The 22,628-nt window shown below is 70.3% G+C and carries 25 protein-coding genes; 21 read left to right on the top strand and 4 right to left on the bottom strand.

Annotated elements, in window-relative coordinates; genetic code table 11:
• Positions 1-10: 10 nt before the first annotated feature.
• Positions 11-1,000 (bottom strand): DUF5667 domain-containing protein, encoded by a 990-nt coding sequence (locus ACQEU1_RS29070; RefSeq protein ID WP_433208370.1) that lies wholly within the window; start codon positions 998-1,000, stop codon positions 11-13.
• 138 nt (positions 1,001-1,138) lie between these two features.
• A complete protein-coding gene (locus tag ACQEU1_RS29075) occupies positions 1,139-1,714 on the bottom strand; it encodes a sigma-70 family RNA polymerase sigma factor (protein ID WP_285645541.1) in 576 nt (191 codons plus the stop codon).
• A gap of 211 nt (positions 1,715-1,925) precedes the next feature.
• On the opposite strand from ACQEU1_RS29075, the gene ACQEU1_RS29080 reads away from it, so the two are divergent.
• The 17 genes from ACQEU1_RS29080 (at position 1,926) to ACQEU1_RS29160 (ending at position 16,462) form a co-directional block, all read left to right on the top strand.
• A complete protein-coding gene (locus ACQEU1_RS29080) occupies positions 1,926-3,401 on the top strand; it encodes an AMP-binding protein (protein WP_433208373.1) in 1,476 nt (491 codons plus the stop codon).
• 5 nt (positions 3,402-3,406) lie between these two features.
• Positions 3,407-3,646, top strand: a complete 240-nt coding sequence (locus tag ACQEU1_RS29085) for a glutaredoxin family protein (RefSeq protein ID WP_433208376.1) — start codon at positions 3,407-3,409, stop codon at positions 3,644-3,646.
• A gap of 87 nt (positions 3,647-3,733) precedes the next feature.
• Positions 3,734-5,203 (top strand): molybdopterin-dependent oxidoreductase, encoded by a 1,470-nt coding sequence (locus ACQEU1_RS29090; protein WP_433208379.1) that lies wholly within the window; start codon positions 3,734-3,736, stop codon positions 5,201-5,203.
• Between the two features lie 167 nt (positions 5,204-5,370).
• Positions 5,371-6,126 (top strand): redox-sensing transcriptional repressor Rex, encoded by a 756-nt coding sequence (locus ACQEU1_RS29095; RefSeq protein ID WP_433208382.1) that lies wholly within the window; start codon positions 5,371-5,373, stop codon positions 6,124-6,126.
• Between the two features lie 37 nt (positions 6,127-6,163).
• The gene (locus ACQEU1_RS29100) at positions 6,164-7,477 is read left to right on the top strand and encodes a glutamyl-tRNA reductase (RefSeq protein WP_433208385.1); all 1,314 of its coding nucleotides are present in this window, start codon (positions 6,164-6,166) and stop codon (positions 7,475-7,477) included.
• A complete protein-coding gene (gene hemC / locus ACQEU1_RS29105) occupies positions 7,474-8,409 on the top strand; it encodes a hydroxymethylbilane synthase (protein WP_433208388.1) in 936 nt (311 codons plus the stop codon). Before ACQEU1_RS29100 ends, hemC begins: the two co-directional genes overlap by 4 nt.
• 18 nt (positions 8,410-8,427) lie before the next feature.
• Positions 8,428-9,960, top strand: coding sequence for a uroporphyrinogen-III synthase (locus tag ACQEU1_RS29110; protein ID WP_433208391.1), 1,533 nt, complete (start codon positions 8,428-8,430; stop codon positions 9,958-9,960).
• A 186-nt stretch (positions 9,961-10,146) separates the two neighbouring features.
• Complete coding sequence (hemB, locus tag ACQEU1_RS29115) at positions 10,147-11,121, top strand: porphobilinogen synthase (RefSeq protein WP_433208394.1); 975 nt, start codon at positions 10,147-10,149, stop codon at positions 11,119-11,121.
• Positions 11,106-11,612 carry a hypothetical protein gene (locus ACQEU1_RS29120; RefSeq protein ID WP_433208397.1) on the top strand — a complete coding sequence of 169 codons (507 nt, stop codon included), beginning with the start codon at positions 11,106-11,108 and terminating at the stop codon, positions 11,610-11,612. The genes hemB and ACQEU1_RS29120 overlap by 16 nt, the downstream gene beginning before the upstream one ends.
• A gap of 9 nt (positions 11,613-11,621) precedes the next feature.
• Positions 11,622-12,065: a hypothetical protein gene (locus ACQEU1_RS29125; RefSeq protein WP_433208400.1), complete on the top strand. Its 444-nt coding sequence runs from the start codon at positions 11,622-11,624 to the stop codon at positions 12,063-12,065.
• The gene (locus ACQEU1_RS29130) at positions 12,062-12,460 is read left to right on the top strand and encodes a hypothetical protein (RefSeq protein WP_433208403.1); all 399 of its coding nucleotides are present in this window, start codon (positions 12,062-12,064) and stop codon (positions 12,458-12,460) included. Before ACQEU1_RS29125 ends, ACQEU1_RS29130 begins: the two co-directional genes overlap by 4 nt.
• Positions 12,457-13,200: a hypothetical protein gene (locus ACQEU1_RS29135; protein ID WP_433208406.1), complete on the top strand. Its 744-nt coding sequence runs from the start codon at positions 12,457-12,459 to the stop codon at positions 13,198-13,200. The genes ACQEU1_RS29130 and ACQEU1_RS29135 overlap by 4 nt, the downstream gene beginning before the upstream one ends.
• Positions 13,200-13,619, top strand: a complete 420-nt coding sequence (locus ACQEU1_RS29140) for a DUF3093 family protein (RefSeq protein ID WP_433208409.1) — start codon at positions 13,200-13,202, stop codon at positions 13,617-13,619. The genes ACQEU1_RS29135 and ACQEU1_RS29140 overlap by 1 nt, the downstream gene beginning before the upstream one ends.
• A 5-nt stretch (positions 13,620-13,624) precedes the next feature.
• Positions 13,625-13,975: a hypothetical protein gene (locus ACQEU1_RS29145; protein WP_433208412.1), complete on the top strand. Its 351-nt coding sequence runs from the start codon at positions 13,625-13,627 to the stop codon at positions 13,973-13,975.
• A gap of 11 nt (positions 13,976-13,986) precedes the next feature.
• On the top strand, positions 13,987-15,282 hold the full coding sequence (hemL, locus tag ACQEU1_RS29150; protein WP_433208415.1) for a glutamate-1-semialdehyde 2,1-aminomutase: 1,296 nt from the start codon (positions 13,987-13,989) through the stop codon (positions 15,280-15,282).
• The gene (locus ACQEU1_RS29155) at positions 15,279-15,908 is read left to right on the top strand and encodes a histidine phosphatase family protein (protein ID WP_433208418.1); all 630 of its coding nucleotides are present in this window, start codon (positions 15,279-15,281) and stop codon (positions 15,906-15,908) included. The genes hemL and ACQEU1_RS29155 overlap by 4 nt, the downstream gene beginning before the upstream one ends.
• A complete protein-coding gene (locus ACQEU1_RS29160; protein ID WP_433208421.1) occupies positions 15,905-16,462 on the top strand; it encodes a TlpA family protein disulfide reductase in 558 nt (185 codons plus the stop codon). The genes ACQEU1_RS29155 and ACQEU1_RS29160 overlap by 4 nt, the downstream gene beginning before the upstream one ends.
• Before the next feature lie 47 nt (positions 16,463-16,509).
• On the opposite strand, the gene ACQEU1_RS29165 is transcribed toward ACQEU1_RS29160, so the two are convergent.
• Positions 16,510-17,496, bottom strand: a complete 987-nt coding sequence (locus tag ACQEU1_RS29165; RefSeq protein WP_433208424.1) for a M64 family metallopeptidase — start codon at positions 17,494-17,496, stop codon at positions 16,510-16,512.
• A gap of 167 nt (positions 17,497-17,663) precedes the next feature.
• On the opposite strand from ACQEU1_RS29165, the gene ACQEU1_RS29170 reads away from it, so the two are divergent.
• The 4 genes from ACQEU1_RS29170 to ACQEU1_RS29185 all read left to right on the top strand — a co-directional run bounded on the left by ACQEU1_RS29170 (position 17,664) and on the right by ACQEU1_RS29185 (position 22,402).
• Positions 17,664-18,449, top strand: a complete 786-nt coding sequence (locus ACQEU1_RS29170) for a cytochrome c biogenesis CcdA family protein (protein ID WP_433211852.1) — start codon at positions 17,664-17,666, stop codon at positions 18,447-18,449.
• A gap of 41 nt (positions 18,450-18,490) precedes the next feature.
• Positions 18,491-19,966: a cytochrome c biogenesis protein ResB gene (gene resB / locus ACQEU1_RS29175; protein ID WP_433211855.1), complete on the top strand. Its 1,476-nt coding sequence runs from the start codon at positions 18,491-18,493 to the stop codon at positions 19,964-19,966.
• Positions 19,966-20,883 (top strand): c-type cytochrome biogenesis protein CcsB, encoded by a 918-nt coding sequence (ccsB, locus tag ACQEU1_RS29180; protein ID WP_433208427.1) that lies wholly within the window; start codon positions 19,966-19,968, stop codon positions 20,881-20,883. The genes resB and ccsB overlap by 1 nt, the downstream gene beginning before the upstream one ends.
• Before the next feature lie 103 nt (positions 20,884-20,986).
• Positions 20,987-22,402 carry an AAA family ATPase gene (locus tag ACQEU1_RS29185; protein ID WP_433208431.1) on the top strand — a complete coding sequence of 472 codons (1,416 nt, stop codon included), beginning with the start codon at positions 20,987-20,989 and terminating at the stop codon, positions 22,400-22,402.
• Between the two features lie 55 nt (positions 22,403-22,457).
• Here ACQEU1_RS29185 and ACQEU1_RS29190 read toward each other — a convergent pair whose 3' ends face one another.
• A complete protein-coding gene (locus tag ACQEU1_RS29190) occupies positions 22,458-22,625 on the bottom strand; it encodes a hypothetical protein (RefSeq protein ID WP_325517412.1) in 168 nt (55 codons plus the stop codon).
• Between the last annotated feature and the right edge of the window lie 3 nt (positions 22,626-22,628).

Consider the following 22,628-nt stretch of genomic DNA (forward strand, 5'->3'; position numbering starts at 1 on the left):
AGCGCCCGACTCAGCCGAAGCTGATGCCGGGGAGCAGCGGAAGCGAGATGCTCGGCAACGGCAGGGGCAGCGGAATCGTGATTCCCGGCTTCGACGAGGCCGGCGGCGTGGTCGCTCCCGGCTTCGAGGTCTGGGCCGTCGACGAACCCGGCGCCAGCGACTGGGTCGGCTGCACCGGAGGCTGGACCGAGGACGGCACCGGCAGACCCGACGAGGTCGGCGCCACCGAGGACGGCGTGCTGCCCGGCGACGAGCTCGGGTCGGTGACGACCGCCGCGCACTCGTCCTTCGCCGGCAACGGGCCGAGCGTGTCCGACAAGCCGCTGGTCACGGCGTCGCAACCGGCACGTGCCGCCAGGTCGTGCGCCCGCTGGGCGATGCTCGCGAGCAGCCACATCGTCGTGTCCGCGTGGGCGCGGGCGTCGTCGGGCAGGCGGGTGCGCAGGGTGCCGAGCTTCACGTACTGCGCCAGCGCCCACTCGTTGAGCGCGGGCAGTGCCGTCCTGTCCGACGACGTGGCGTAGGTGGTCAGCTGACGCGAGCCCTCCGCGGCGTCCGCGTCCAGGTCGGCCAGCGCCGTGAGCTGGGCGGACGAGTCCGCCGCGCGGTCGGCCAGCGTCTCCATCTCGGTGACCCTGGACGTGGCGAACTCCAGGTGCTTGTAGGCGCGGTCCTCCTCGTCGAAGGTCAGGCCCAGCGACGCGCTTTCGGTCGTGCGCTTGATGCCGTAGAGCGGGTCTCCCGGGAGCGCGTCACGGCTGAGCAGCACGCTCATGCCGGCGAGTGACAACAACAAGCACAGGACCGCGGCTGCCGCGACCGCTACTCGTGCGCGCGCTCCCACCCGTCTTACCGACGAGAGCACCAATGGCTGCTCAGGTGGGGGCGCGGTCAGGACCCGCTGTCTCATCCGTTCGCGCGCCTCGGCGTCCGGGCCGACGTCCATCCGCCGGAGGAGTTCGACGATCGCGAGGTCCTCAGCGAGGTCGTCGTTCCCCACCGGCTGTGGGCCGCCCTCAACGGCACGAGCGAACCGCTCGTGCTCCGTCTGCCGCCACCGCGGTGTTCTTCCCTTGCCGTCCATCTCAGCCCGAGTAACGAAGTTGATCTGCTTTGGGTTACGCCCCTGCGATCGCGATCACCGCAACCAGGACGGGAGGATCTGTGCGAGCCGGCGAACGGCCCGGTGTTGCAGTGCCTTCACGGCGCCCTCGTTGCGGTCCATGATCTGCGCGACCTCGGACACCGACTTGCCCTCGATGAACCTCAGCACGATGCAGTCGCGCTGGTCGTCACCCAACTGGGAAACGCAGCGGAGCAGCTCCGCGTTGGTCGCCTCGGTCATGACCTCCTGCTCGGGGCCGCTCGTCTCCTCGCGGTTGTCCTGCAGCTCGGCGGTCGTGACCTCCAGCCGGTAGCGGCTCGACTTCACGTGGTCGAACACGATGTTGCGGGCGATCGTGACGAACCACGCCCCCACGTCGCGGCCCTGGTAGCTGACCGACCCGATGCTGCGCAGCGCCCGCAGGAACGTCTCGCTGGTCACGTCCTCGGCGAACGCGCGATCGCCGCCCACCCGGAAGAGGACATAGCGGAACACCATGTCGACGTACTGGTCGTACAGCACTCCGAACGCCTGGGTGTCACCCTCCTGGGCGGCCTTGACGAGCTGCCACGGCTCGTCGGCGGCGTTGTCGTGCTGACCCCCCGTCATGGTTCGGGTGGTCCTGATCGTGTTCGGTCGTGCCCGCGCGGTCATCGGCTCGCGGCACCTCCACAGAGTCGCCGTGGCGGCAGCATACGTGTTGTTACTCCGTAGTAGGTAGCGGATGAGGTTGTGATGTGGAGACGCACGAACCGCTGCTTCATGACGCCCGTCACGCGTGGAAGACTGCCCCAAGCGTCCAGTTGTTCATGAGGAGGCCATGTTGACTTCCGCTCGCAATGTCTCAGACCTTGTCCGTGCCTCGGCACAGCGGGGGCCCGGCCACGTCGCCTTGGTCGACGTAGCGAGCGGTAAGAGCCTCACGTGGGAAACCATCGACCGCGCGACCGATGCTTTCGCCCGCCGTTTGGCCGATTCCGGTCTGGAACCGGGCGACCGAGTGGCGGTACGGCTGCCCACGAGCCCCGAGTTCGTGGTCGCCGTGTTCGGAATTCTCCGCGCGGGCGGCGTCGTGGTGCCCACCGGCCCCGGCAACCCGCCGCGCGAGCTCCAGCGCATCCTCGCCGACTCGGGAGCCACGTCCCTCGTCGGCGACGGCGAGGGCTCCGACGCCACCGTGATCGACGTCCCGGACGTCACGGCCACCGCCGAACCGTTCGAGGCAGTCCGCGGCGGCGAGGACCTGGCCGTCCTCGGCTACACCTCGGGCACCTCCGGCGTGCCGCGCGGCGCGATGCTCTCCCACCGCGCGTTGCTCGCGAACGTCACCCAGTGCGCCTCGCTGCGCCCGGCCCCGGTCACCGCGGGCGACCGCGTGCTGCTCGCGCTGCCGTTGTTCCACGTCTACGGCCTCGGCCCCGGCCTGCTGCAGGTCGCGGGCGCCGGCGCGACCGCGGTCCTGCTGGAGCGCTTCGAGCCGTCCAACGCCCTCGACGTCATCGAGGAGCACCGCGTCACCACGATGGTCGGCGTCCCGCCCATGTACCGGGCGATCCTGGCCCACCCGGTGGAGCTGCTGCGCGAGAAGCTCGCCACCGTCCGCCTGTTCACCTCCGGCGCGGCCCCGCTGCCCGCGGGCGTCATCGCCGAGATGAAGGGCGCCATCGGCATCCCGATCTACGAGGGCTACGGCCTCACCGAGACGGGCCCCGTCCTCACGTCCACCCTGGTCGGCGGCACCCCGAAGCCCGGCTCCGTGGGCCAGGCCCTGCCCGGCGTCGAGATCCGCCTGGTCGACACCGACGGCTCCGTCCTCGACATCGACGAGGACGAACCGGGCACCGGCCTGGTGTCCGCGAAGGGCGACAACCTCTTCTCCGGCTACTGGCCGGACGGCGCCCACGGCCCCGACTCCTCCGGCTGGTTCCGCACCGGCGACGTGGGCTTCATCGACGCGGACGGCGACCTGCACCTGGTCGACCGCGCCGGCGACCTGATCATCGTCAACGGCTTCAACGTCTACCCGCACGAGGTCGAGCAGGTCATCGGCGAGCTGCCCGAGGTCCTCGAGGCGGCGGCCGTGGGCGTCCAGGACGAGAAGACCGGCGAGTCGGTGAAGGTGGTGCTGGTCCTGCGCGACGGCCGGGAGCTGACCTCCGAGCAGGTCGTCGCCCACTGCGCCGCCCGCCTGGCCAAGTTCAAGGTGCCGACCTCGGTCGAGTTCGCGACCGCGCTGCCGCACTCGCCCACGGGCAAGCTCGCCCGCGCGGTGCTCCGCAGGCCTTTGGGAGCATGACGGGCATGACCCACCACGTGACGTTGATGAGCCGGGTGTCGTGCCACTCCTGCGAGGAGGCCGCCGTCGAGATCGAGCGGATCTGCGCGGAGCTGGGCGCCACCTGGTCCGTCGAGGACGTCGACTCCGACCCCGAGCTGCGCGCGGAGTACGGCGACCGGGTGCCGGTGTTCCTGGTCGACGGCGCCGAGCACGGCTACTGGCAGGTGGAGGAGGACCGCCTCCGGGCGGCCCTCGCGGGCTGAGCCGCACCGGCTCCCAGGCCCGGAAGTTGATTACCGGCGTCTTACGGCCTGAGCGAACCGGCCCCCGGTGGGTGTCGAATAGAAGGCATGAAGCCCGCCAAGGCCGCCCTCACCGGACTGCTCGCGCTCTTCGCCGCCCTCGCGGCCGGGCACCTGGTGGCGGCCTTCGTCGGCCTGAGCGCCTCCCCGTACCTGGCCGTGGGCAACGCCGCGATCGACCTCACGCCGTCCTGGCTGAAGGACTTCGCCGTCGAGACCTTCGGCACGGCGGACAAGCTCGTCCTGCTCACCGGCATGGCGATCGTCCTGGCGGGCATCGGGGTGGCGGCGGGCCTGGCCAGCAGGAACAGCCCCGCGCCCGGTTCGCTGGTCGCCATCGTCCTCGGGTTCGTCGGCGTCGCGGCCGTCGCGACCAGGCCGGACGTCGGCGCGCTCGCGATCCTCGCCCCGGTCGCCAGCACGGCCGCGGGCGTCTACGTCTTCCGCTACCTGCACAAGGAGGCCGAGGAGAGCGACAGCCGCCGGACGTTCCTGATCACCGCGGGCCTGGCCGTCACGGCGGCCACGGCGGGGCAGATCTTCGGCAACAGCACGGACGTCGAAGGCTCCCGCCAGGCCGTGGGGCCGCTGACGCCCAGGACCAAGGCGCCCGAGATCCCGTTCAACGCCGACTTCGCCAAGGACGGCACGCCCAGCTTCATCACCAGCGGCAAGGACTTCTACCGCATCGACACCGCGCTCAGCGTGCCGCGGATCCGCGCCGAGGAGTGGGCGCTGCGGGTGCACGGCATGGTCGAGCGGCCGGCCGTGCTGACGTTCGACGAGATCCGCAGGATGGACCTGGTCGAGGAGACCGTCACGCTCACCTGCGTCTCCAACGAGGTCGGTGGCCCGTACATCTCCACCGGCAACTTCATCGGCGTGAAGATCGGCGACGTGCTCCGGCAGGCAGGCGTCAAGCAGGGCGCCGACCAGCTGTTCAGCACCAGCGACGACGGCTTCACGGCCGGCAGCCCGCTCGACTACGTGCTGGAGAACGGCCTGATCGCCATCGGCATGAACGGCGAGCCGCTGCCCGCCGAGCACGGGTTCCCGGCCAGGCTCGTCGTCCCCGGCCTCTACGGGTACGTGTCCGCGACGAAGTGGGTCACCGACCTCAACGTCACCACGTTCGCGCAGGAGCAGGGCTACTGGATCCCGCGCGGCTGGGCCACCAGGGCGCCGATCAAGACCTCCTCCCGCATCGACCGGCCCAAGCGGATGGGCAAGGTCAGCGGCAAGGCCGTCATCGCGGGCACGGCCTGGGCCCAGCCCAGGGGCGTGGCCAAGGTCGAGGTCCGCATCGACGGCGGCGTGTGGCACGAGACCGAGCTCGCCGCCGACGTCAGCGACAGCACGTGGCGCATGTGGAAGATCGAGATGGACCTGTCGAAGGGCAGTCACACGGTCGAGTGCCGGGCCACCGACAAGTCCGGCCAGACGCAGGACCAGGCGCGCCTCGACCCCGTTCCCGACGGCGCGACGGGATGGCACTCGGTCACCTTCACCGTCGAGTAGGCGCTCACCCCGTAGTGATCATGAACGACGGAAGCGCTGGTCACGCCCTGTGACCGGGGTCGTCGCAGTGGATCATCGACTTTGTGCGTGCGTTCACAAGCGGTACGGTGTGGGTATCACCAACGCCGCGGATCCCTGCGGTGAAGCACACCCGGAGGTCGGAGAGCGTGGCAGCACAGCGGGGCGAAGGTGAGACGACCACCACCCCTGCCGAGCCCGCCGACAGGGAGCGCGCCCGTGCGATCCCCGAAGCGGCCGTCGCCCGGCTCGCCGTCTACCTCCGCGCGTTGTCCGGCATGGCCGACCAGGGCGTGACGGCGGTCTCCAGCGAGGAGCTCAGCCAGGCGGCGGGCGTCAACGCGGCGAAGCTCCGCAAGGACCTCAGCTACATCGGCAGCTACGGCACGAGGGGCGTCGGGTACGACGTCGAGGTCCTCGTGAGCCACATCGAGCGCATCCTCGGCCTCACCCGCAACCACTCGGTGGCCGTCGTCGGCATCGGTAACCTTGGTCACGCTCTCGCCAACTACGGCGGCTTCCCCGGCCGCGGTTTCCCGGTCACCGCCCTCTTCGACGTGGACGCCGATCTCATCGGAATCCCTGTTGGGGGCATCCCCGTCAACCACATCGACGAGATCACCGCGATCTGCCTCGAGCGCGAGGTGTCGATCGGCGTCATCGCGACGCCGCCACCGGCCGCTCAGTCGGTTTGCGACCGTTTGGTATCTGCGGGCGTCCAGTGCATTCTGAACTTCGCACCGGTTGTCCTTCAGGTTCCAGACAACGTCGAGGTGCGCAAGGTTGACTTGGCGGTCGAGATGCAGATCCTGTCGTTCCACGTCGCACGACGTGCGGACGAGGCTGCCGGTGTCTCGGTCGGCAACAACGGACTCGGTGTGGACGGGATGGTGAGTCGCCCGTGAGCGTGAGCCACAAGGCTCCGGTGGACGTGGTGATGGCATGAGCGTGCTCGTAGTCGGTCTGTCGCACCGCACCGCCCCCGTTCCGGTCCTGGAACGCGTCACCGTGGCCGAGCCGGACCTGCCCAAGGTCCTCGGCCAGCTGCTCGCCGCCCCCAGCGTCTCCGAGGCGATGGTCCTGTCGACCTGCAACAGGGTCGAGGTCTACGCCGTCGTCGAGTCGTTCCACGGCGGCATGTCCGAGGTCGTCGAGGTTCTCGCGCAGCACGCGCAGATCGAGCCCCAGGCCCTCTACGAGCACTTCTACGTCCACTACGCCGCCGCTGCCGTCGAGCACCTGTTCTCCGTCGCGGCGGGCCTCGACTCGATGGTCGTCGGCGAGTCCCAGATCCTCGGCCAGCTGCGCGGCGCGTACGCGGCGGCGGACGAGGCGGGCGTCGTCGGCAAGACCGTCCACGAGCTCATCCAGAACGCGCTGCGCGTCGGCAAGCGGGTGCACAGCGAGACCGGCATCGACCAGGCGGGCGCGTCCGTCGTCTCCGAGGCCCTCGGCGACGCGGAGACCCACCTGGGCACGCTCACCGGCAAGCGCGCGCTGCTCGTCGGCGCCGGCGCCATGGGCGGCCTGGCCGCGGCCCACCTGCGCAGGGCGGGCATCGGCGAGGTCGTCATCGCGAACCGGACGCAGGCCAACGGTGTGCGTCTCGCCACGTCGCTGAAGTCCGAGGGCGTCCCCGCGACGGCCGTGGACCTGTCCGCGCTGGCCGTCGAGATCGACCTCGCGGACATCGTCTTCGCGTGCACCGGCTCGATCGGCACGACCGTCCGCGCGGACATGATCAGCGCGCGCTCGCGGCCGCTGGTCATGTGCGACCTGGGCCTGCCCAAGGACGTCGACCCGGCCGCGGCCGAACTGCCGAACGTTCGTGTGGTGGACCTGGAAACGCTCCAGCGCCGCCTCTCCGACGCACCCGCGGGCCAGGACGCCCGGCTCGCGGCCCAGCTCGTCGCCGACGAGGTCAGGGCCTACCTCGCGGGCCAGCGGTCCGCCGAGGTCACGCCGACCGTCACGGCCCTGCGCAAGCGGGCGGCCGAGGTCGTCGACGCCGAACTGCTCCGTCTTGATTCGCGACTTCCCGAACTGGACCCCGCGACACGCGGTGAATTGGCCAAGACGGTGCGCCGCGTTGTAGACAAGCTCCTGCACACGCCGACCGTCAGGGTGAAGGAGCTCGCCTCCGCCCCTGGTGGTACCGGCTACGCGGAGGCTCTCCGCGAGCTGTTCGGGCTAGACCCCCAGTCGCCTGGGGTCGTCAGTCAGACCAAGTCTTCTGTGGATGGTGAAACGCGGTGACCCGCACCCTACGGATCGGTACCCGAGGCAGCGCACTGGCGCTCGCGCAGACGGGGACCGTGGCCGAGGCGCTGAAGGCTGCCGGAGCCCAGGTCGAGATCGTCGTCATCAAGACGGCGGGCGACCTCTCCAGCGCTCCGATCCCCGAGATCGGCGTCGGCGTCTTCACGACGGCCCTTCGCGACGCGCTCGCGAACGGCGAGATCGACGTCGCCGTCCACTCCTACAAGGACCTCGCGACCGCGCCGGACCCCCGGTTGACGCTCGCGGCCGTGCCCCGGCGGGAGGACCCGCGCGACGCTCTCGTGGCACGCGACGGCCTCACGCTCGGCGAGCTGCCGCCGGGGTCCACTGTGGGCACCGGATCCCCGCGCCGCAAGGCCCAGCTGGAGGCTCTCGGCCTCGGGCTGGAGATCGTTCCGTTGCGCGGCAACGTGGACACGCGGATCGGCAAGGTCCGCGACGGTGAGCTCGACGCGGTGGTGCTGGCTCGCGCCGGCATCTCGCGACTCGGCCGCGCGGCCGAGATCACCGAGAACCTGGAGCCCATCCAGATGCTTCCCGCACCCGCGCAGGGTGCGTTGGCAGTCGAGTGCCGGGTCGACGACGTCGACGCCGAGCACCTGATCCAGTCCACTCTGGACGATTCGGCCAGCCGGGCCGCTGTGACCGCGGAGCGCGCCATGCTGGCCGCGCTCGAAGCGGGCTGCAGCGCGCCGGTCGGCGCGCTGGCCGATGTGGTGGAAGACCTCGACGACGAGGGCAAGGTCGTGTACCGACTTTCCCTGCGCGGGGTCGCAGCGACGCCGGAGAACGATCTCCTCCGCGCGTCCGCCACCGGTGACTTGACCGAAGCTGAGGGACTCGGCCGGGCGCTGGCCGCCGAGTTGCTCGACCTCGGGGCCGCTGTGCTGAGCGGCCCAGAGGCGTAATCGATGGGGAGTGCCCTGATGACCCGCGCACGCAAGACCCCCGGACGCATCGCCTTCGTGGGCTCCGGCCCCGGCGACACCGGGCTGCTCACGGTCCGGGCCCACGACTTGCTCACCAGGGCTGAACTCGTGGTCACCGACCCGGACGTCCCCTCGGACGTCCTCGCGACCGTGGCCGAGGGAGTCGAGGTCCGCCCCGCTGTCGGCGAGTCCGCCGACGTGGCCAAGGACCTGGTGAACGAGGCGCGCAACGGCGCGACGGTCGTCCGCCTCGTCGCCGGCGACCCGCTCACCCTCGACTCGGTCGTGAAGGAAGCGCAGGCCGTCGCGAAGTCGACGATCCCGTTCGACGTCGTCCCCGGCGTGCCGTCGGGCACCGCCGTCCCGGCCTACGCCGGTGTCGCGCTCGGTGGCGTGCACACCGAGGTCGACGTGCGGACCGTCTCCGACTGGGCCGGCCTGGCCGGCTCGCCCGGCACGCTGGTGCTGCACGCGACCGGTTCGCACCTGGCAGAGGCCGCGTCGAACCTGGTCGAGAACGGCCTCGCGCCGCAGACCCCGGTCGCCGTGACCGCCGAGGGCACCGGCTTCCAGCAGCGCACCATCGACACCACGCTGGCCGCGCTCGCGGCCGACGCCGGTGAGATGGGCGGCCCGCTGGTCGTCACGGTCGGCGCCGCCGCCGCTGCCCGCTCGAAGCTCTCCTGGTGGGAGTCGCGGGCGCTGTACGGCTGGCGCGTGCTGGTCCCGCGGACCAAGGAGCAGGCCGGCGCGATGTCGGAGCGCCTGCACTCGCACGGCGCGATCGCCGTCGAGGTGCCGACGATCTCCGTCGAGCCGCCCCGCAGCCCCGCGCAGATGGAGCGCTCGGTCAAGGGTCTCGTCGACGGCCGCTACCAGTGGGTCGTCTTCACCTCGACCAACGCCGTCCGCGCGGTGTGGGAGAAGTTCCGCGAGTTCGGCCTGGACGCCCGCGCGTTCTCCGGCGTGAAGATCGCCTGCGTCGGCGAGGCCACGGCCGCGAAGGTGCGCTCGTTCGGCATCATCCCCGAGCTCGTGCCGTCCGGTGAGCAGTCGTCCGAGGGGTTGTTGAACGACTTCCCGCCGTACGACGACATCCTGGACCCGGTCGACCGCGTGCTGCTGCCGCGGGCCGACATCGCCACCGAGACGCTGGCCGCCGGCCTGCGCGAACGTGGCTGGGAGATCGACGACGTGACGGCGTACCGCACCGTGCGTGCGGCCCCGCCGCCCGCCGACACCCGCGAGATGATCAAGTCCGGCGGTTTCGACGCGGTGTGCTTCACCTCGTCGTCCACGGTCAGGAACCTGGTCGGCATCGCGGGCAAGCCGCACGCCCGCACGCTCGTCGCGTGCATCGGCCCGCAGACCGCCGAGACGGCGCGGGAGTTCGGCCTCCGGGTCGACGTGCAGCCCGAGGAGGCGAACGTGCCCGCGCTGGTCGACGCGCTGGCCGCCCACGCCGCCCGGTTGCGCGCCGAAGGGGCCTTGCCTCCCCCGCGCAAGACCAAGCGTCTGCGCAGGAGTTGAGCTAACTGAAGAGCCGGTAAGACGACCGGCTGACGTGGGACGCGATTTCGCGTCGGTCATCCGGTCACCCGGTTTTCTCGATTTCGGCGGAGCCCAGATCGAGAAAACCGAGTCGGCCGGATGACCGACTTCCCGGCGAAATCGCCGCCGCGCCGGAGGCGCGGCCAAAAACACAGGGCGGAGCCCATGTACCCACTGCACCGGCCGAGGCGGCTGCGCACGACGCCCGCCATGCGCCGCCTCGTGTCCGAGACCGAGGTGCGCCCTCGTCACCTCGTCCTTCCCATGTTCGTCAAGGAAGGCGCTTCCGAGGCCGCTGAGATCAGCAGCATGCCCGGCGTCCACCAGCACACCCGCGACTCGCTGCGCAAAGCCGCGGTCGAGGCCGTGCAGGCGGGTGTCGGCGGCATCATGCTGTTCGGCGTCCCCGCCGAACGCGACGCCGTCGGCTCCGGCGGCACCGACCCGGACGGCATCCTCAACGCCGCACTGGGCGACCTGCGCGCCGAGCTCGGCGACAGCACCGTGCTCATGTCGGACTGCTGCCTCGACGAGTTCACCGACCACGGCCACTGCGGCGTGCTCGCCGCCGACGGCACGGTCGACAACGACGCCACGCTGGAGGTCTACGGCGAGATGGCCGTCGCGCAGGCGCGCGCCGGTGCTCACGTCGTCGGCCCCAGCGGCATGATGGACGGCCAGATCGCGTTCATCCGCAACGCCCTGGACGCGGCGGGCTTCCAGGACACCGGGATCCTCGCCTACGCGGCCAAGTACGCGTCGGCGTTCTACGGCCCGTTCCGCGACGCCGTCGAGTCGCAGCTCTCCGGCGACCGCAAGACCTACCAGCAGGACCCGGCCAACGCCCGCGAGGCGCTGCGCGAGGTGCAGCTGGACCTCGCCGAGGGCGCGGACATGGTCATGGTCAAGCCCGCCCTGCTGTACCTGGACGTGCTGCGCTCGGTCGCCGAGATCTCGGACGTTCCCGTTGCGGCGTACCAGATCTCCGGCGAGTACGCGATGATCGAGGCCGCTGCGGCGAACGGCTGGATCGAGCGCGAGCGGTCGATCCTCGAGTCCCTCACGTCGATCCGCCGCGCCGGCGCGGACATCGTGCTCACGTACTGGGCCGTGGAAGCCGCGCGGTGGCTGGACAGGTAGAGCGTCCCCCGAAGCTGATCGACGTCTCGCGCTGGCTGTGGATCGCCAGCGCGTGCGTCGGGATGCTGAGGTTCGTCGCGCAGCTCTTCGACCGCGAGATGCTCGTGGCCGAGGTGCGCCGGCAGAGCCCGGAGATGGGCCAGGACCAGATCGACGCGGGCGTGAACGGCGGAGTCCTCTTCGGACTGCTGATCGCCGTCACCGTGCTGGTCGCCTACACCCGCTTCGCCAACGCCATGGCCCGCGGCCGCAACTGGGCGCGGGTCCTGCTGACCGTGCTGGGCGGCGCGTCCGTCGCGTTCGGACTCTTCCGGCTGGGCGCGTGGGGAAGCGGTGCCGCGGCGGCGCTCGGCGTGGAGATGCGGCCGGTGGACCTCGCCGTCACGTTCGTCACCACGGCGCTCGACGCGTCCGCGATCGTGCTGATGTACCGCGTTTCTTCGCATTTCCGCAAACGCGTCACGGTGGACAGCGCCTTCCTGCGGTCCTAGGTTTCGAACGTGACGTCTCCGAAGGAATCGGGCACCCCCCGCACGATCACCGTGGGCTACTGGCTGGTCGTCGCCGGAGCGGCCCTCTGCGTGGCGGCCGGGATCTTCCAGTTCGCGACCAGGCAGGCCCTGGTCGACGCGATCAAGAGCAGGAACACCGACCCGGCGCTCACGTCGGAGATGATCGAGTCGTCGGCGACGGCGACCCTCGGCGTCGTCATGGGCGTCACCGTCGTGGTGGCCGCGCTCATGGTGTGGCTCGCCGGCAAGGTCAAGGCGGGCACCAGGAAGAGCCGCACCGGCCTGATGATCGCCGTGCTGATCAACCTGTTCTTCCAGATGGTCGGCAACGGCTACGCGCTCGTGCCCGCGTTGATCGCGATGTCCGGCCTGGTGCTGTTCTACTTCCGGCAGTCGTCGGACTTCCTGACCGAACGCGAGCAGCTGACGTGAACGAGGCTCCCCGGACGGTCCGCATCGCCGTCGGACTCTGGCTCGCCATCGCCGTCTTCGTGTTCCTGACCACCGCCGGGCTCTGGTTCCAGCGCGCCGAGGTGCGGGAGCTCACGGACTGGTCGGAAGGGCAGATCACCAGCTTCCTCGCCACGTTGTCGGGGGTCGCGCTGGTCTTCGTGGTGGCCTACGGACTGCTGGTGTGGCAGTTCCTCAAGCGCAAGAACTGGCCGCGCGCCGCGTTGTCGTTCGTCGCCATCGCGCACATGGTCTGGATCCTGTACGTGGGTGTCAGCGCGTCGAGTTTGGTCACATTGCTGCTCATCTGCGTCGCGATCGTCTTCACGTGGCAGGCGCGTACGGCACAGTGGCTCGCGGAGGTGCGTGAGCAGTGAGCCAACCGCAGGACCCGAACCCCTGGCAGCCGGACCCGCAGCCGGGGGCGTACGAGGTGGGCACCGGGTTCCCGGCCGCGCCGGCGCCACCGGAGCTCGCCCCGCCCGCGGTGCCGCAGGTGGCCCCGCCGCTCGACCACGCGCAGTGGCAGAACCCGGCGGGCGCCTACCCGGCGAGCCAGTACCAGGTGGACGGCCAGTACGGGGTGCAGCAGCCCGGTTCGTACCAGGTGAACCAGGTCGGTGGCGGCAGCTTCCCGATGCCGCCGCTCTCACCCGTGCTGCCGCACGAGATGGCGCCGCCGCGGCCCGCCACGATCACCGCCGCGATGTGGATCTGGATCGCGGCCGCCGTGCTGTCCGTGGCCGTGCTGCCGGTGCTGTTCCTCGTCAACACCGACATCGGGCTCGGCCAGGACGACGTCCTCACCGAGCAGGACCGGCAGGCGACCGAGATCGGCATGAAGGCGTTCGCCGTCATCTCCGGGTTCTGCATGCTGGTCGCCGCCGCGCCGTACGTGGCGTTCGCGATCGTGCTGCGCAACGGCCAGAACTGGGCGCGGGTGCTGCTCACGATCCTCGCGGTGCTCGGCCTGCTGGCGATGATCTCCATCCTGTTCCTCTCGATCGGCGCGACGGTGTGGATGCCGAGCGTGGCGATCTCGATCCTGGTGATCGGGCTGACGGTCGCGGCCGTGGTGCTCCAGTTCCTGCCCGCCTCCAACAGGTACGTGCGCTAGTGCTCTACCGCGAGTCCGGCAGCAGCTGGTGGCCGCTCCTGTGGGGCCCGGCCTTCGCGGTCGCCGGCTACCTGGTCGAGCTGATCACCGGACCCGCGTCCGCGACGCTCTGGCTCGTCGCCGGGCTCGTGCTGACGCTCTGCGCGGTGGTGTGGGTGAACCTGCGGATCAAGACCGGCAGCGTCGCGCTCACGACCGAGGAGGCCCAGTTCGGGCGGGAGAAGCTGCCGGTCGCGATGATCGAGGCCGCCCAGGACGTCGGCGCGCCCGCCGGGGCGAGGGTGCTCGGCGGTGGCTGGTCGGTGCCGAAGGGCACGTCCACGGTGCCGTTGCGGCTGGCCGACGGCACGGTGGTGCTCGGCTGGGCCCGCGATCCGGAAGCCTTCCTCGCGGCGCTGCGGCGGGTCGTGAGAGGCTGAGCGGTGTGACAGAGGCCGTGACCGATCCGGACACCGTGGTGGCCGAGCCCGCGCAGGCGCCGCCCGCCGAGCCCGGCCTGCACCAGCCCAAGCGGGGGCTCATCGCGGCGGGCGAGATCGTCGCGGTCGTGCTGCTGGTGATCCTCGCGATCTGGTGCTGGAACCGCGGCGTCGTGCGGCTCGAGTACCCGATCGACGGCCGCGACCCGCTGATCTCCACGCGCTACCACGGCAACTGGCTGGGCACCTCGATCGCCGCCGCCACGCTCGCCGTGGTCCTCGTCCTCGACGCTGTGCGGCAGATCATGCTGGCCGTGCGCACCCGGCCGCAGGAAGTCGCCGAAGCCGACGTGTGAGACTGGGGTACGTGACTGCGAGTCGATCCCAGGCCCTGTTCGAGCGCGCGTCGACGCTGACCCCCGGCGGGGTCAACTCTCCGGTGCGGGCGTTCCACTCCGTCGGCGGCACCCCGCGTTTCATGGTCCGCGGCGAAGGTCCGCACCTGTGGGACGCCGACGGCAACCGGTACGTCGACCTGGTGGCCTCGTGGGGCCCGATGATCCTCGGGCACGCCCACCCGGCCGTCGTCGAGGCCGTGCAGAAGGCCGCTTCGCAGGGGCTCTCGTTCGGCACGCCCACCGAGGGCGAGATCGAGCTCGCGGCCGAGCTGATCGACCGCGTCGACCCGGTCCGGCAGGTCCGCCTGGTCAACTCGGGCACCGAGGCCACGATGAGCGCGATCCGCCTCGCCCGCGGCTTCACCGAGCGCCGCAAGGTCATCAAGTTCGCCGGCTGCTACCACGGCCACGTCGACGCGCTGCTCGCCCAGGCGGGCTCCGGCGTCGCGACGCTCGGCCTGCCCTCCTCGCCGGGCGTCACGGGCGCGCAGGCCGAGGACACCATCGTGCTGCCGTACAACGACATCGAGGCCGTGCGGGCGGCGTTCGCGGAGAACCCCGGCGAGATCGCGTGCGTGATCACCGAGGCCGCGGCGGGCAACATGGGCGCCGTCGCGCCCGGCCCCGGCTTCAACCAGGGCCTGCGCGAGATCTGCGACGCCGGCGGCGCGTTGCTGATCATGGACGAGGTCATGACGGGCTTCCGCGTCTCCCGCGCCGGCTGGTTCGGCCTGGAGCGCGTGGCGGGCGACCTCTACACGTTCGGCAAGGTCATGTCCGGTGGCCTGCCCGCGGCGGCGTTCGGCGGCCGCGCGGACGTGATGGCGCGCCTCGCCCCGTCCGGCCCGGTCTACCAGGCGGGCACGCTGTCCGGTAACCCCGTCGCCGTGGCCTCCGGTCTCGCGACCCTGCGCGCGGCCGACGAGGACGTCTACCGGGCGCTCGACCGCAACGCGACGCGCCTCGGCGCCCTGTTCACCTCCGCCCTGACCGACGCCGGTGTCGAGCACCGCGTGCAGTTCGCCGGGAACCTGGTGAGCGTGTTCTTCGGTTCTACCGAGGTGAAGGACTACGCGGGCGCGCAGGCGTGCGAGACGTGGCGCTTCCCGCCGTTCTTCCACGCCCTGCTCGAACGAGGCGTCTACGCACCTCCCTCCGCGTTCGAGGCGTGGTTCGTGAACGCTGCCATGGGTGAAGAGGAGTTCGCCGTGATCGCCGACGCACTGCCGCACGCGGCCCGTGCCGCCAAGGAGGCCCGCCAGTGAGCCGCACCACCGTCCACCTGCTGCGTCACGGCGAGGTGCACAACCCGACCGGGATCCTGTACGGCCGCCTGCCCGGCTTCAAGCTGTCCGAGCGGGGCCAGAAGCAGGCGCTGACCGTGGCCGAGCACCTGGCAGACCACGACATCGTCCACGTCGTCGCGTCGCCGTTGGACCGTGCACAGCAGACGGCGGCCCCGATCGCCGACTCGCACCGCCTGGAGTTGGCCACGGACGAGCGGCTGATCGAGGCCGACAACCAGTTCGAGGGCCTGAAGGTCGCGGTCGGAGACGGCGCGCTGCGGTCCCCGCAGCACTGGCCGAAGCTCGTGAACCCGTTCAAGCCGTCCTGGGGCGAGCCGTACCTCGAGATCGCGCACCGCATGCTCGGCGCCGTGCAGAAGGCCCGCGCCGCCGCCGAGGGCCACGAGGCCGTGTGCGTGTCGCACCAGCTGCCCATCTGGACCGTCCGCCGGTTCCTCGAGGGCAAACGCATGTGGCACGACCCGCGCAAGCGCGAGTGCTCGCTGGCCTCGCTGACGTCGCTGATCTTCGAGGGCGAGCAGCTCGTCCGGATCTCCTACTCCGAGCCCGTCGGCGCGACCAACCCGCGGGTGACCGGGGCATGAAACGTCTGCTCGTGCTCGTGCTGCTGCTCGCCGGCTGCACGACGGGGAAGGACGCGGCCCAGATCGGCGGCGGCGACTTCTCACTGGTCGCCCCCGGCGGTCAGGTCGAGATCCGCTACGCGCCGGCCGACCGCAAGGAGCTCAAGGGCCTCGAGGGCGAGTCGCTGATGGAGGACGGCAAGACCATCAAGCTGTCCGACTACGCGGGCAAACCCGTCGTGATCAACATCTGGGGTGCCTGGTGCGGGCCGTGCCGCACGGAGGCGCCGGAGATGCAGAAGGTCTTCGACGGCGGCACCCAGGTGCTCGGGGTCGACGTGAAGGAGACCTCGAAGGACCACCCGCGCGACTTCATGAAGGACAGGTCGCTGACCTATCCGTCCATCTACGACGCTTCGGCGCGGAGCTTCGTCAACGTGTTCAGGGGTCTGCCGCCGAACGTCGTGCCGTCGACGTTCGTCGTGGACAAGAACCACAAGGTGGCGGCGGCGTTCCTGGAACCGGTGCTGGCCACGGACGTGCAGAAGGTGCTCGACGAGCTAGCGAAGGAATGACAAAGGGGCCTCCTGCGGGAGGCCCCTTTTCGTTGTGCGGTGAGGCTTTACGGCACGACCGGCGGCACCACGGGGTTGTTCAGCGACGGGATCTTCGCCTTGAACGCCTTGACCATCGCGTCCCTGCCGATCGAGTTGAACTCCTTGCCCAGCGTCCGCATGATCGAGTTGGCGGTCGGCCGGTACAGCCCCGTCTTGTAGTACCGAGCACCCTCGACCGGCCCGATCACGCCACCGTCCGGCGACGGCTGCCCGAGGTACTCGCCCCACTTCGCCCCGGTCGGATCCTTGGTCACGTTGATCTCGCGCGGCTCGGTGCCCGTGTAGGCCGCGTACGGGTAGTCGTACTCGTCGGCGAGGCCGCCGATCGAGTGCCCCAGCTCGTGGATGGCGATCTGGCCCGCCTGCGCGTTGGAGCCGGACGCCGTCGCCACCGAACCGCCGGCGCCGCCGTACTTCGCGGTGTTGCCGAGCGCGATCACCTGGTCGGCCTGCGGGGCGAGCGCCGCGAACTCCTTGGCCTTGGTCTCGTTGACGCAGAGCAGCCGCTCGGTCTGCGGGTCGCGGCCCTGGCACCAGAAACCCATGTCCAGCGCGGTGTTCTTCAGGATCCCCTTGGTGGGGTCGTGGTCCACACCGGACTCCGGCGAGATCACGTTGACCTGCCAGACGTTGAAGTACTCCTTGTAGCTCCTGAAGGGCTCGACCGCGGAGAGCTCCTCCCACTTGCTCTTCACGTTCGCGGAGTACGTCTTCAGGTCGTCGGCCGTGTACCCGTCGCCGACGAACACGAGGTCGAACCGGTCCGCCGAGTCACCGGTCTTCTGCACCTCGACCACGTCGGCCGCCGCGAGCAGCCGGAGCTCCGACGACTTCTCGCGTGGTGCTTTCGGGGTCAGCGCCTGGGTGATGCTGCCGTCCTCGTTGAAGACCTCACGCCACTCCATGGCCGGGGCGGCGCCGACCGGTACCTGCGCGAACAGTGCCAGCGCTGTCATGGTGAGCGCCGGGATGACGAGCCGCGTGCGTCGCATGTGCTGACGCTAAGCAACCGTGATGTCACCCACAAGCGGCAATCGTACGTACTTTTGGCCCAACCGTTGTCTCAGGTGGTGTTTCGAAACACGGCCGGATCGCCGACGCCTTACAGGAACCTGAAAAGCGGACACCGGTGGTCGCGTGATCTGGGCAACTACCTACCCTGAGATCCGTGAACCCCACCGATCTGGCGATCTCCGGGCCGTTGCTGCTGGCCACCGGGGTCGCTCTGCTCGCCGGGTTCATCTCGTTCGCGTCCCCGTGCGTCGTGCCGCTCGTCCCCGGCTACCTGGCCTACCTGGCCGGACTGGTCGGCGCCGAGGCACCGCGGGTCGAGGCGAACGAGCCGGCCAAGCAGGGCCGATGGCGAGTGGCGGGCGCGAGTCTGCTGTTCGTGGCCGGGTTCACGGTCGTGTTCGCGCTGGCCTCGATGGCGATCCTCGGCGCGTCCGACGCCCTGTTCCTCAACGCCGACCTGTTCCAGCGCATCGGCGGGGTCGTCACGATCCTCATGGGACTCGTGTTCCTCGGCCTGGTGCCGGCGCTGCAGAAGGACGTGCGGTTCCACACCAAGCCCAAGGCCGGGCTCTTCGGGGCGCCGGTGCTCGGGGCCGTGTTCGCGCTCGGGTGGACGCCGTGCCTCGGGCCGACGCTCGCGGGTGTGCTGGCCGTCGCCCGCAGCACGGAGATCGGGTCGTCGACGGCGCGCGGGGCCGTGCTGGTGCTCGCGTACTGCCTCGGGCTCGGGTTGCCGTTCGTGGTGCTCGCGCTCGGCGCGCGGTGGGCGCTGGGCGTCACCAAGTGGCTGCGCACGCACGCCCGGCAGGTGCAGGTCTTCGGTGGCGTGCTGCTGATCCTGGTCGGGATCGCGCTGGTCACCGGCCTGTGGGGCGAGTTCGTCGGGTGGCTGCGCTACTCGTTCGTCGACGTCGTGAGGTTGCCGCTCTAGTGATCGCCTTCCTCCGCAACACGTGGCGCGGCCTCACCTCGATGAGGACCGCGCTGACCCTGCTGTTCCTGCTCGCGCTCGCGGCGATGCCCGGCGCGTTGCTGCCGCAGCGGTCGCTGAACAGCGCCAAGGTCGACGAGTACGTCGCCGAGCACGGCTGGTGGGGCGAGCTGCTGCTCAAGCTCGGGTTCTTCGAGGTCTACGGCACGCCCTGGTTCGCCGCGATCTACCTGCTGCTGTTCACGTCCCTCGTCGGGTGCCTGCTGCCCCGCACGTGGGAGTACTTCAAGCAGATGCGCGCGAAGCCGGTGCTGACGCCGCGCAACCTCTCCCGCATGCCGCACCACGCGCAGGCCGAGCTCGACCTCACGCCGGAGGAGGCGGTCGGCAGGGCGCGCAAGGTCCTGCGCGGCTGGCGGGCGGACGTCGGCGAGGACACGGTCAGCGCCGAACGCGGGTTCCTGCGCGAGACCGGCAACCTCGTCTTCCACTTCGCGCTGCTGGGCCTGCTGGTGTCGTTCGCGCTGGGCAAGATGTTCAGCTACGAGGGCCAGGTCATCGTCCAGGCCAACGGCGGCCAGTTCTGCAACGGCGGCATCTTCAACTACGACACGTTCCGGCCCGGTCTGCGGATCGACGGCACCGACCTCACGCCGTTCTGCGTCGAGATCGGCAAGTTCTCCGCCGAGTACCTGGAGAACGGCCAGCCCGTCGGCTTCCAGTCGGACATCCGCTACCAGGCAGGCGACGACCTCGCGGCCAACGCGTGGAAGCCGTACACGCTCCAGGTCAACCACCCGCTGCGCACCGAGGGCGACCGCGTCTACCTGCTCGGCCACGGCTACACGCCGACGTTCACGGTGACGTTCCCCAACGGCGAGAAGCGCACGCAGGGCATCCAGTGGCTGCCGAGCGACCAGCTCACGCTGGCCTCGGAGGGCGCCACGAAGTTCGACCCGCCGGGCATCACCGACTCCGAGACGCGCCGCAAGAACCAGATCGCGGTCACCGGCCTGCTGGCGCCGACGCCGTTGCTGCACGGCACCATCCTGAACTCGAAGTTCCCCGCGCTGAACAACCCGATGGTCGCCGTCGACGTGTACCGCGGCGACCTCGGCGTGGACGACGGCCGCGGCCAGTCGATCTTCTCGATCGACATGAAGATGGTCGACCAGGGCCGGTTGCAGAAGGTCGCGCGCAAGAACCTCGCGCTGGGCGAGGAGATCGCGCTCGACGACGGCACCAAGGTGCGCTTCGACTCCGTGCACGACTGGGTGTCGTTGCAGGTCTCGCACGACCCCACGCAGGGGTACGTGCTCGCGTTCGCCGTCCTGATCATCCTCGGCCTGGGGGTCTCGCTGACCGTCAAGCGCCGCAGGGTGTGGGTGCGTGCGACCCGTCTGGAGGACGGGCGTACGTTGGTCGAGGTCGGTGGGCTCGCCCGCACTGACCAGGCGGGATACGGCGAGGAGTTCACGCGGCTCGCCCGCGCGGTTCTGAACGAGGAGAAGTCCTGATGCCGGTCAACGAGACCCTCGCGACGTACAGCGACTGGCTGTACCGCAGCGCGCTGGGCGTCTACCTCTTCGCGATCATGCTGTACGCGGTGGAGCAGGCCTTCGCCCGTGCGCCGCGCAAGGCAGAGGCGCTGGCCGGTGCCGGCGGGCCGAACGTCCTCGTCGACGAGCCGAAGAGCGAGCTCACCCGGTCCGAGCGCATCGGCCGCATGGGCGCGTCGCTCACGGTCCTGGGCGCCGTGCTGCACCTCGGGTCGCTGGTCATGCGCGGTCTGTCCGCCGGGCGCGCGCCCTGGGGCAACATGTACGAGTACATGTCGCTGCTGTGCCTCGCGGCCGTGGTGACGTGGATCGTGCTGATGGCGAAGTTCCCGATCCGCCGCCTCGGCGCGTTCGTGCTCACCCCGATCCTGGTGTTGCTGTTCCTCGGCGGCACGGTCCTGTACGCCGAGTCCGCGCCGGTCCAGCCCGCGCTGCGGTCGTACTGGCTGGTGATCCACGTCTCGGTGATCTCGATCTCGTCCGGCGTGCTGCTGATCCCCGGTGTGACGTCGATCCTCTACCTGCTCAAGGACCGCAAGTCCGACCGGTTCCCGAAGCTGCCGTCCGCCGACGTGCTCGACCGGATGTCGTACCGGACCACCGTGCTCGCGTTCCCGCTGTTCACGGCCGGGATCATCTGCGGCGCGATCTGGGCCGAGGCCGCGTGGGGCCGGTTCTGGGGCTGGGACCCGAAGGAGACGGTCGCGTTCGTCTCGTGGGTGGTCTACGCGGCATACCTGCACGCCCGCGCAACCGCCGGTTGGCGTGGCCGCGGGGCCGCCTGGATCAACGTCGCGGGCTTCGCGCTGAACGTCTTCAACCTGTTCTTCATCAACTTGGTCACTACCGGGTTGCATTCGTACGCCGGTCTCTAACGAGTTAAGCCCCCAGGTCGATGGAACCGTTGGCGGTTGCGTACCGTCGCAACCTGGGGGTCGGGGAAGTCTCGGTCTCTCTTGCTCAGGGAGGGCCACAGCGGTGACATGGCAACCACCGGGTGAGGAACAGGGCTCCGGCCCGCAGTACGTCGACCCGAAGGCGGCGGCCTACCTCGACCCGCAGCAGTCCGGCCCGCAGCACGTCGGTGGCGGCCACTCAGGCTCGCACCCGGTGCCCGACTACCAGGTCCCCGACCACGCCTCAGGCGCGTACCAGGTCCCGGACGGCTCGTCGGGGCCGTACCCGGCACCCGGTTCGCAGTCGGGCGCCTACCCGGCGCCTGGCTCGCAGTCGGGTGGCTACCAGGTGTCCGGCGGCGCGTCCGGCCCCTACCCGGCGCCTGGCTCGCAGTCCGGTGGCTACCAGGTGTCCGGCGGCGCGTCCGGCCCCTACCCGGCGCCCGGTTCGCAGTCGGGTGGCTACCAGGTGGGCGGCGGCCAGTCCGGTCCCCACAACACCGGGCAGAACACGGCCCAGTACGGCCAGTTCGCGGGCCAGCAGTTCCCGAACAACTTCCCGCAGCAGCAGTACCGCTCGCAGGCCGAGCAGGTGTCGTCGCAGCAGCTGATCAAGAAGGAGAAGCGCCCGCCGACGTCCGGCTGGCGCAAGACCCTGCACTCGATCTCCGGTGGCACCATCAACCTCGGTGAGAGCCCCGCCGACGTGCGGCGCCGTGAGCTCATCGCGCGGATAAACCAGCCGTTGCGCGGGTGCTACAAGATCGCGATGCTGTCGCTGAAGGGTGGCGTCGGCAAGACCACGACGACCACGACGCTGGGTTCGACGTTCTCGTCGTTGCGCGGCGACAGGGTGATCGCGGTCGACGCGAACCCGGACCGCGGCACGCTGGCGCTGAAGATCCCGCGCGAGACCACGGCGACCGTGCGGCACCTGCTGCGCGACGCCTCGAAGATCAAGAAGTACAGCGACGTGCGCTCGTACACCTCGCAGTCGCCCGCGCGGCTCGAAGTGCTCGCCTCCGAGCAGGACCCGTCCGTGTCGGAGGCGTTCAGCGAAGAGGACTACCGGCGCACGGTGGACCTGCTGGAGCTCTTCTACAACATCGTGCTCACCGACTGCGGCACAGGCCTGATGCACTCCGCGATGAAGGGCGTCCTCGACGAGGCCGACTCGCTCGTGCTGGTGTCGTCCGGCTCGGTCGACGGCGCGCAGACGTCAGCGGCGACGCTCGACTGGCTGGAGGCGCACGGCTACCGCGACCTGGTCGCGAAGTCCGTGTGCGTGATCAACTCGGTGCGCCCGAAGTCGGGCAAGGTCGACCTCGACAAGCTCGCCGCCCACTTCCAGCAGCGCTGCCGTGCCGTGGTCCGCCTGCCGTTCGACGCGCACCTCGAAGAGGGCGCCGAGATCGCGCTGGACCAGCTCGCGCCAGAGACCCGCCTGGCCCTGCTGGAACTCGCCGCCGTAGTGGCAGACGACTTCCCGCACGCCTGAGCGGTACGCCGGACAGTTACGGAAAGGGGTCCTGTGGTCAGGGCCCCTTTTCCGTTCACTCGTCGCGCTTGCGCTTCTCGTCGAGCTTGCGCAGGAACTCCGGGTCGTCGTCCGGTGCGATCACCTTGCGGCCTGGGGTGTACTCCGAGTGCTGCGGGGCGAACGCTCGCCACACGAGCACAGCCACGGTGAGCGCACCGATCACCGCCAGCAGGTAGATCATCGT

This window comes from Lentzea sp. CA-135723, from assembly GCF_050936595.1.
Lineage (GTDB): Bacteria > Actinomycetota > Actinomycetes > Mycobacteriales > Pseudonocardiaceae > Lentzea.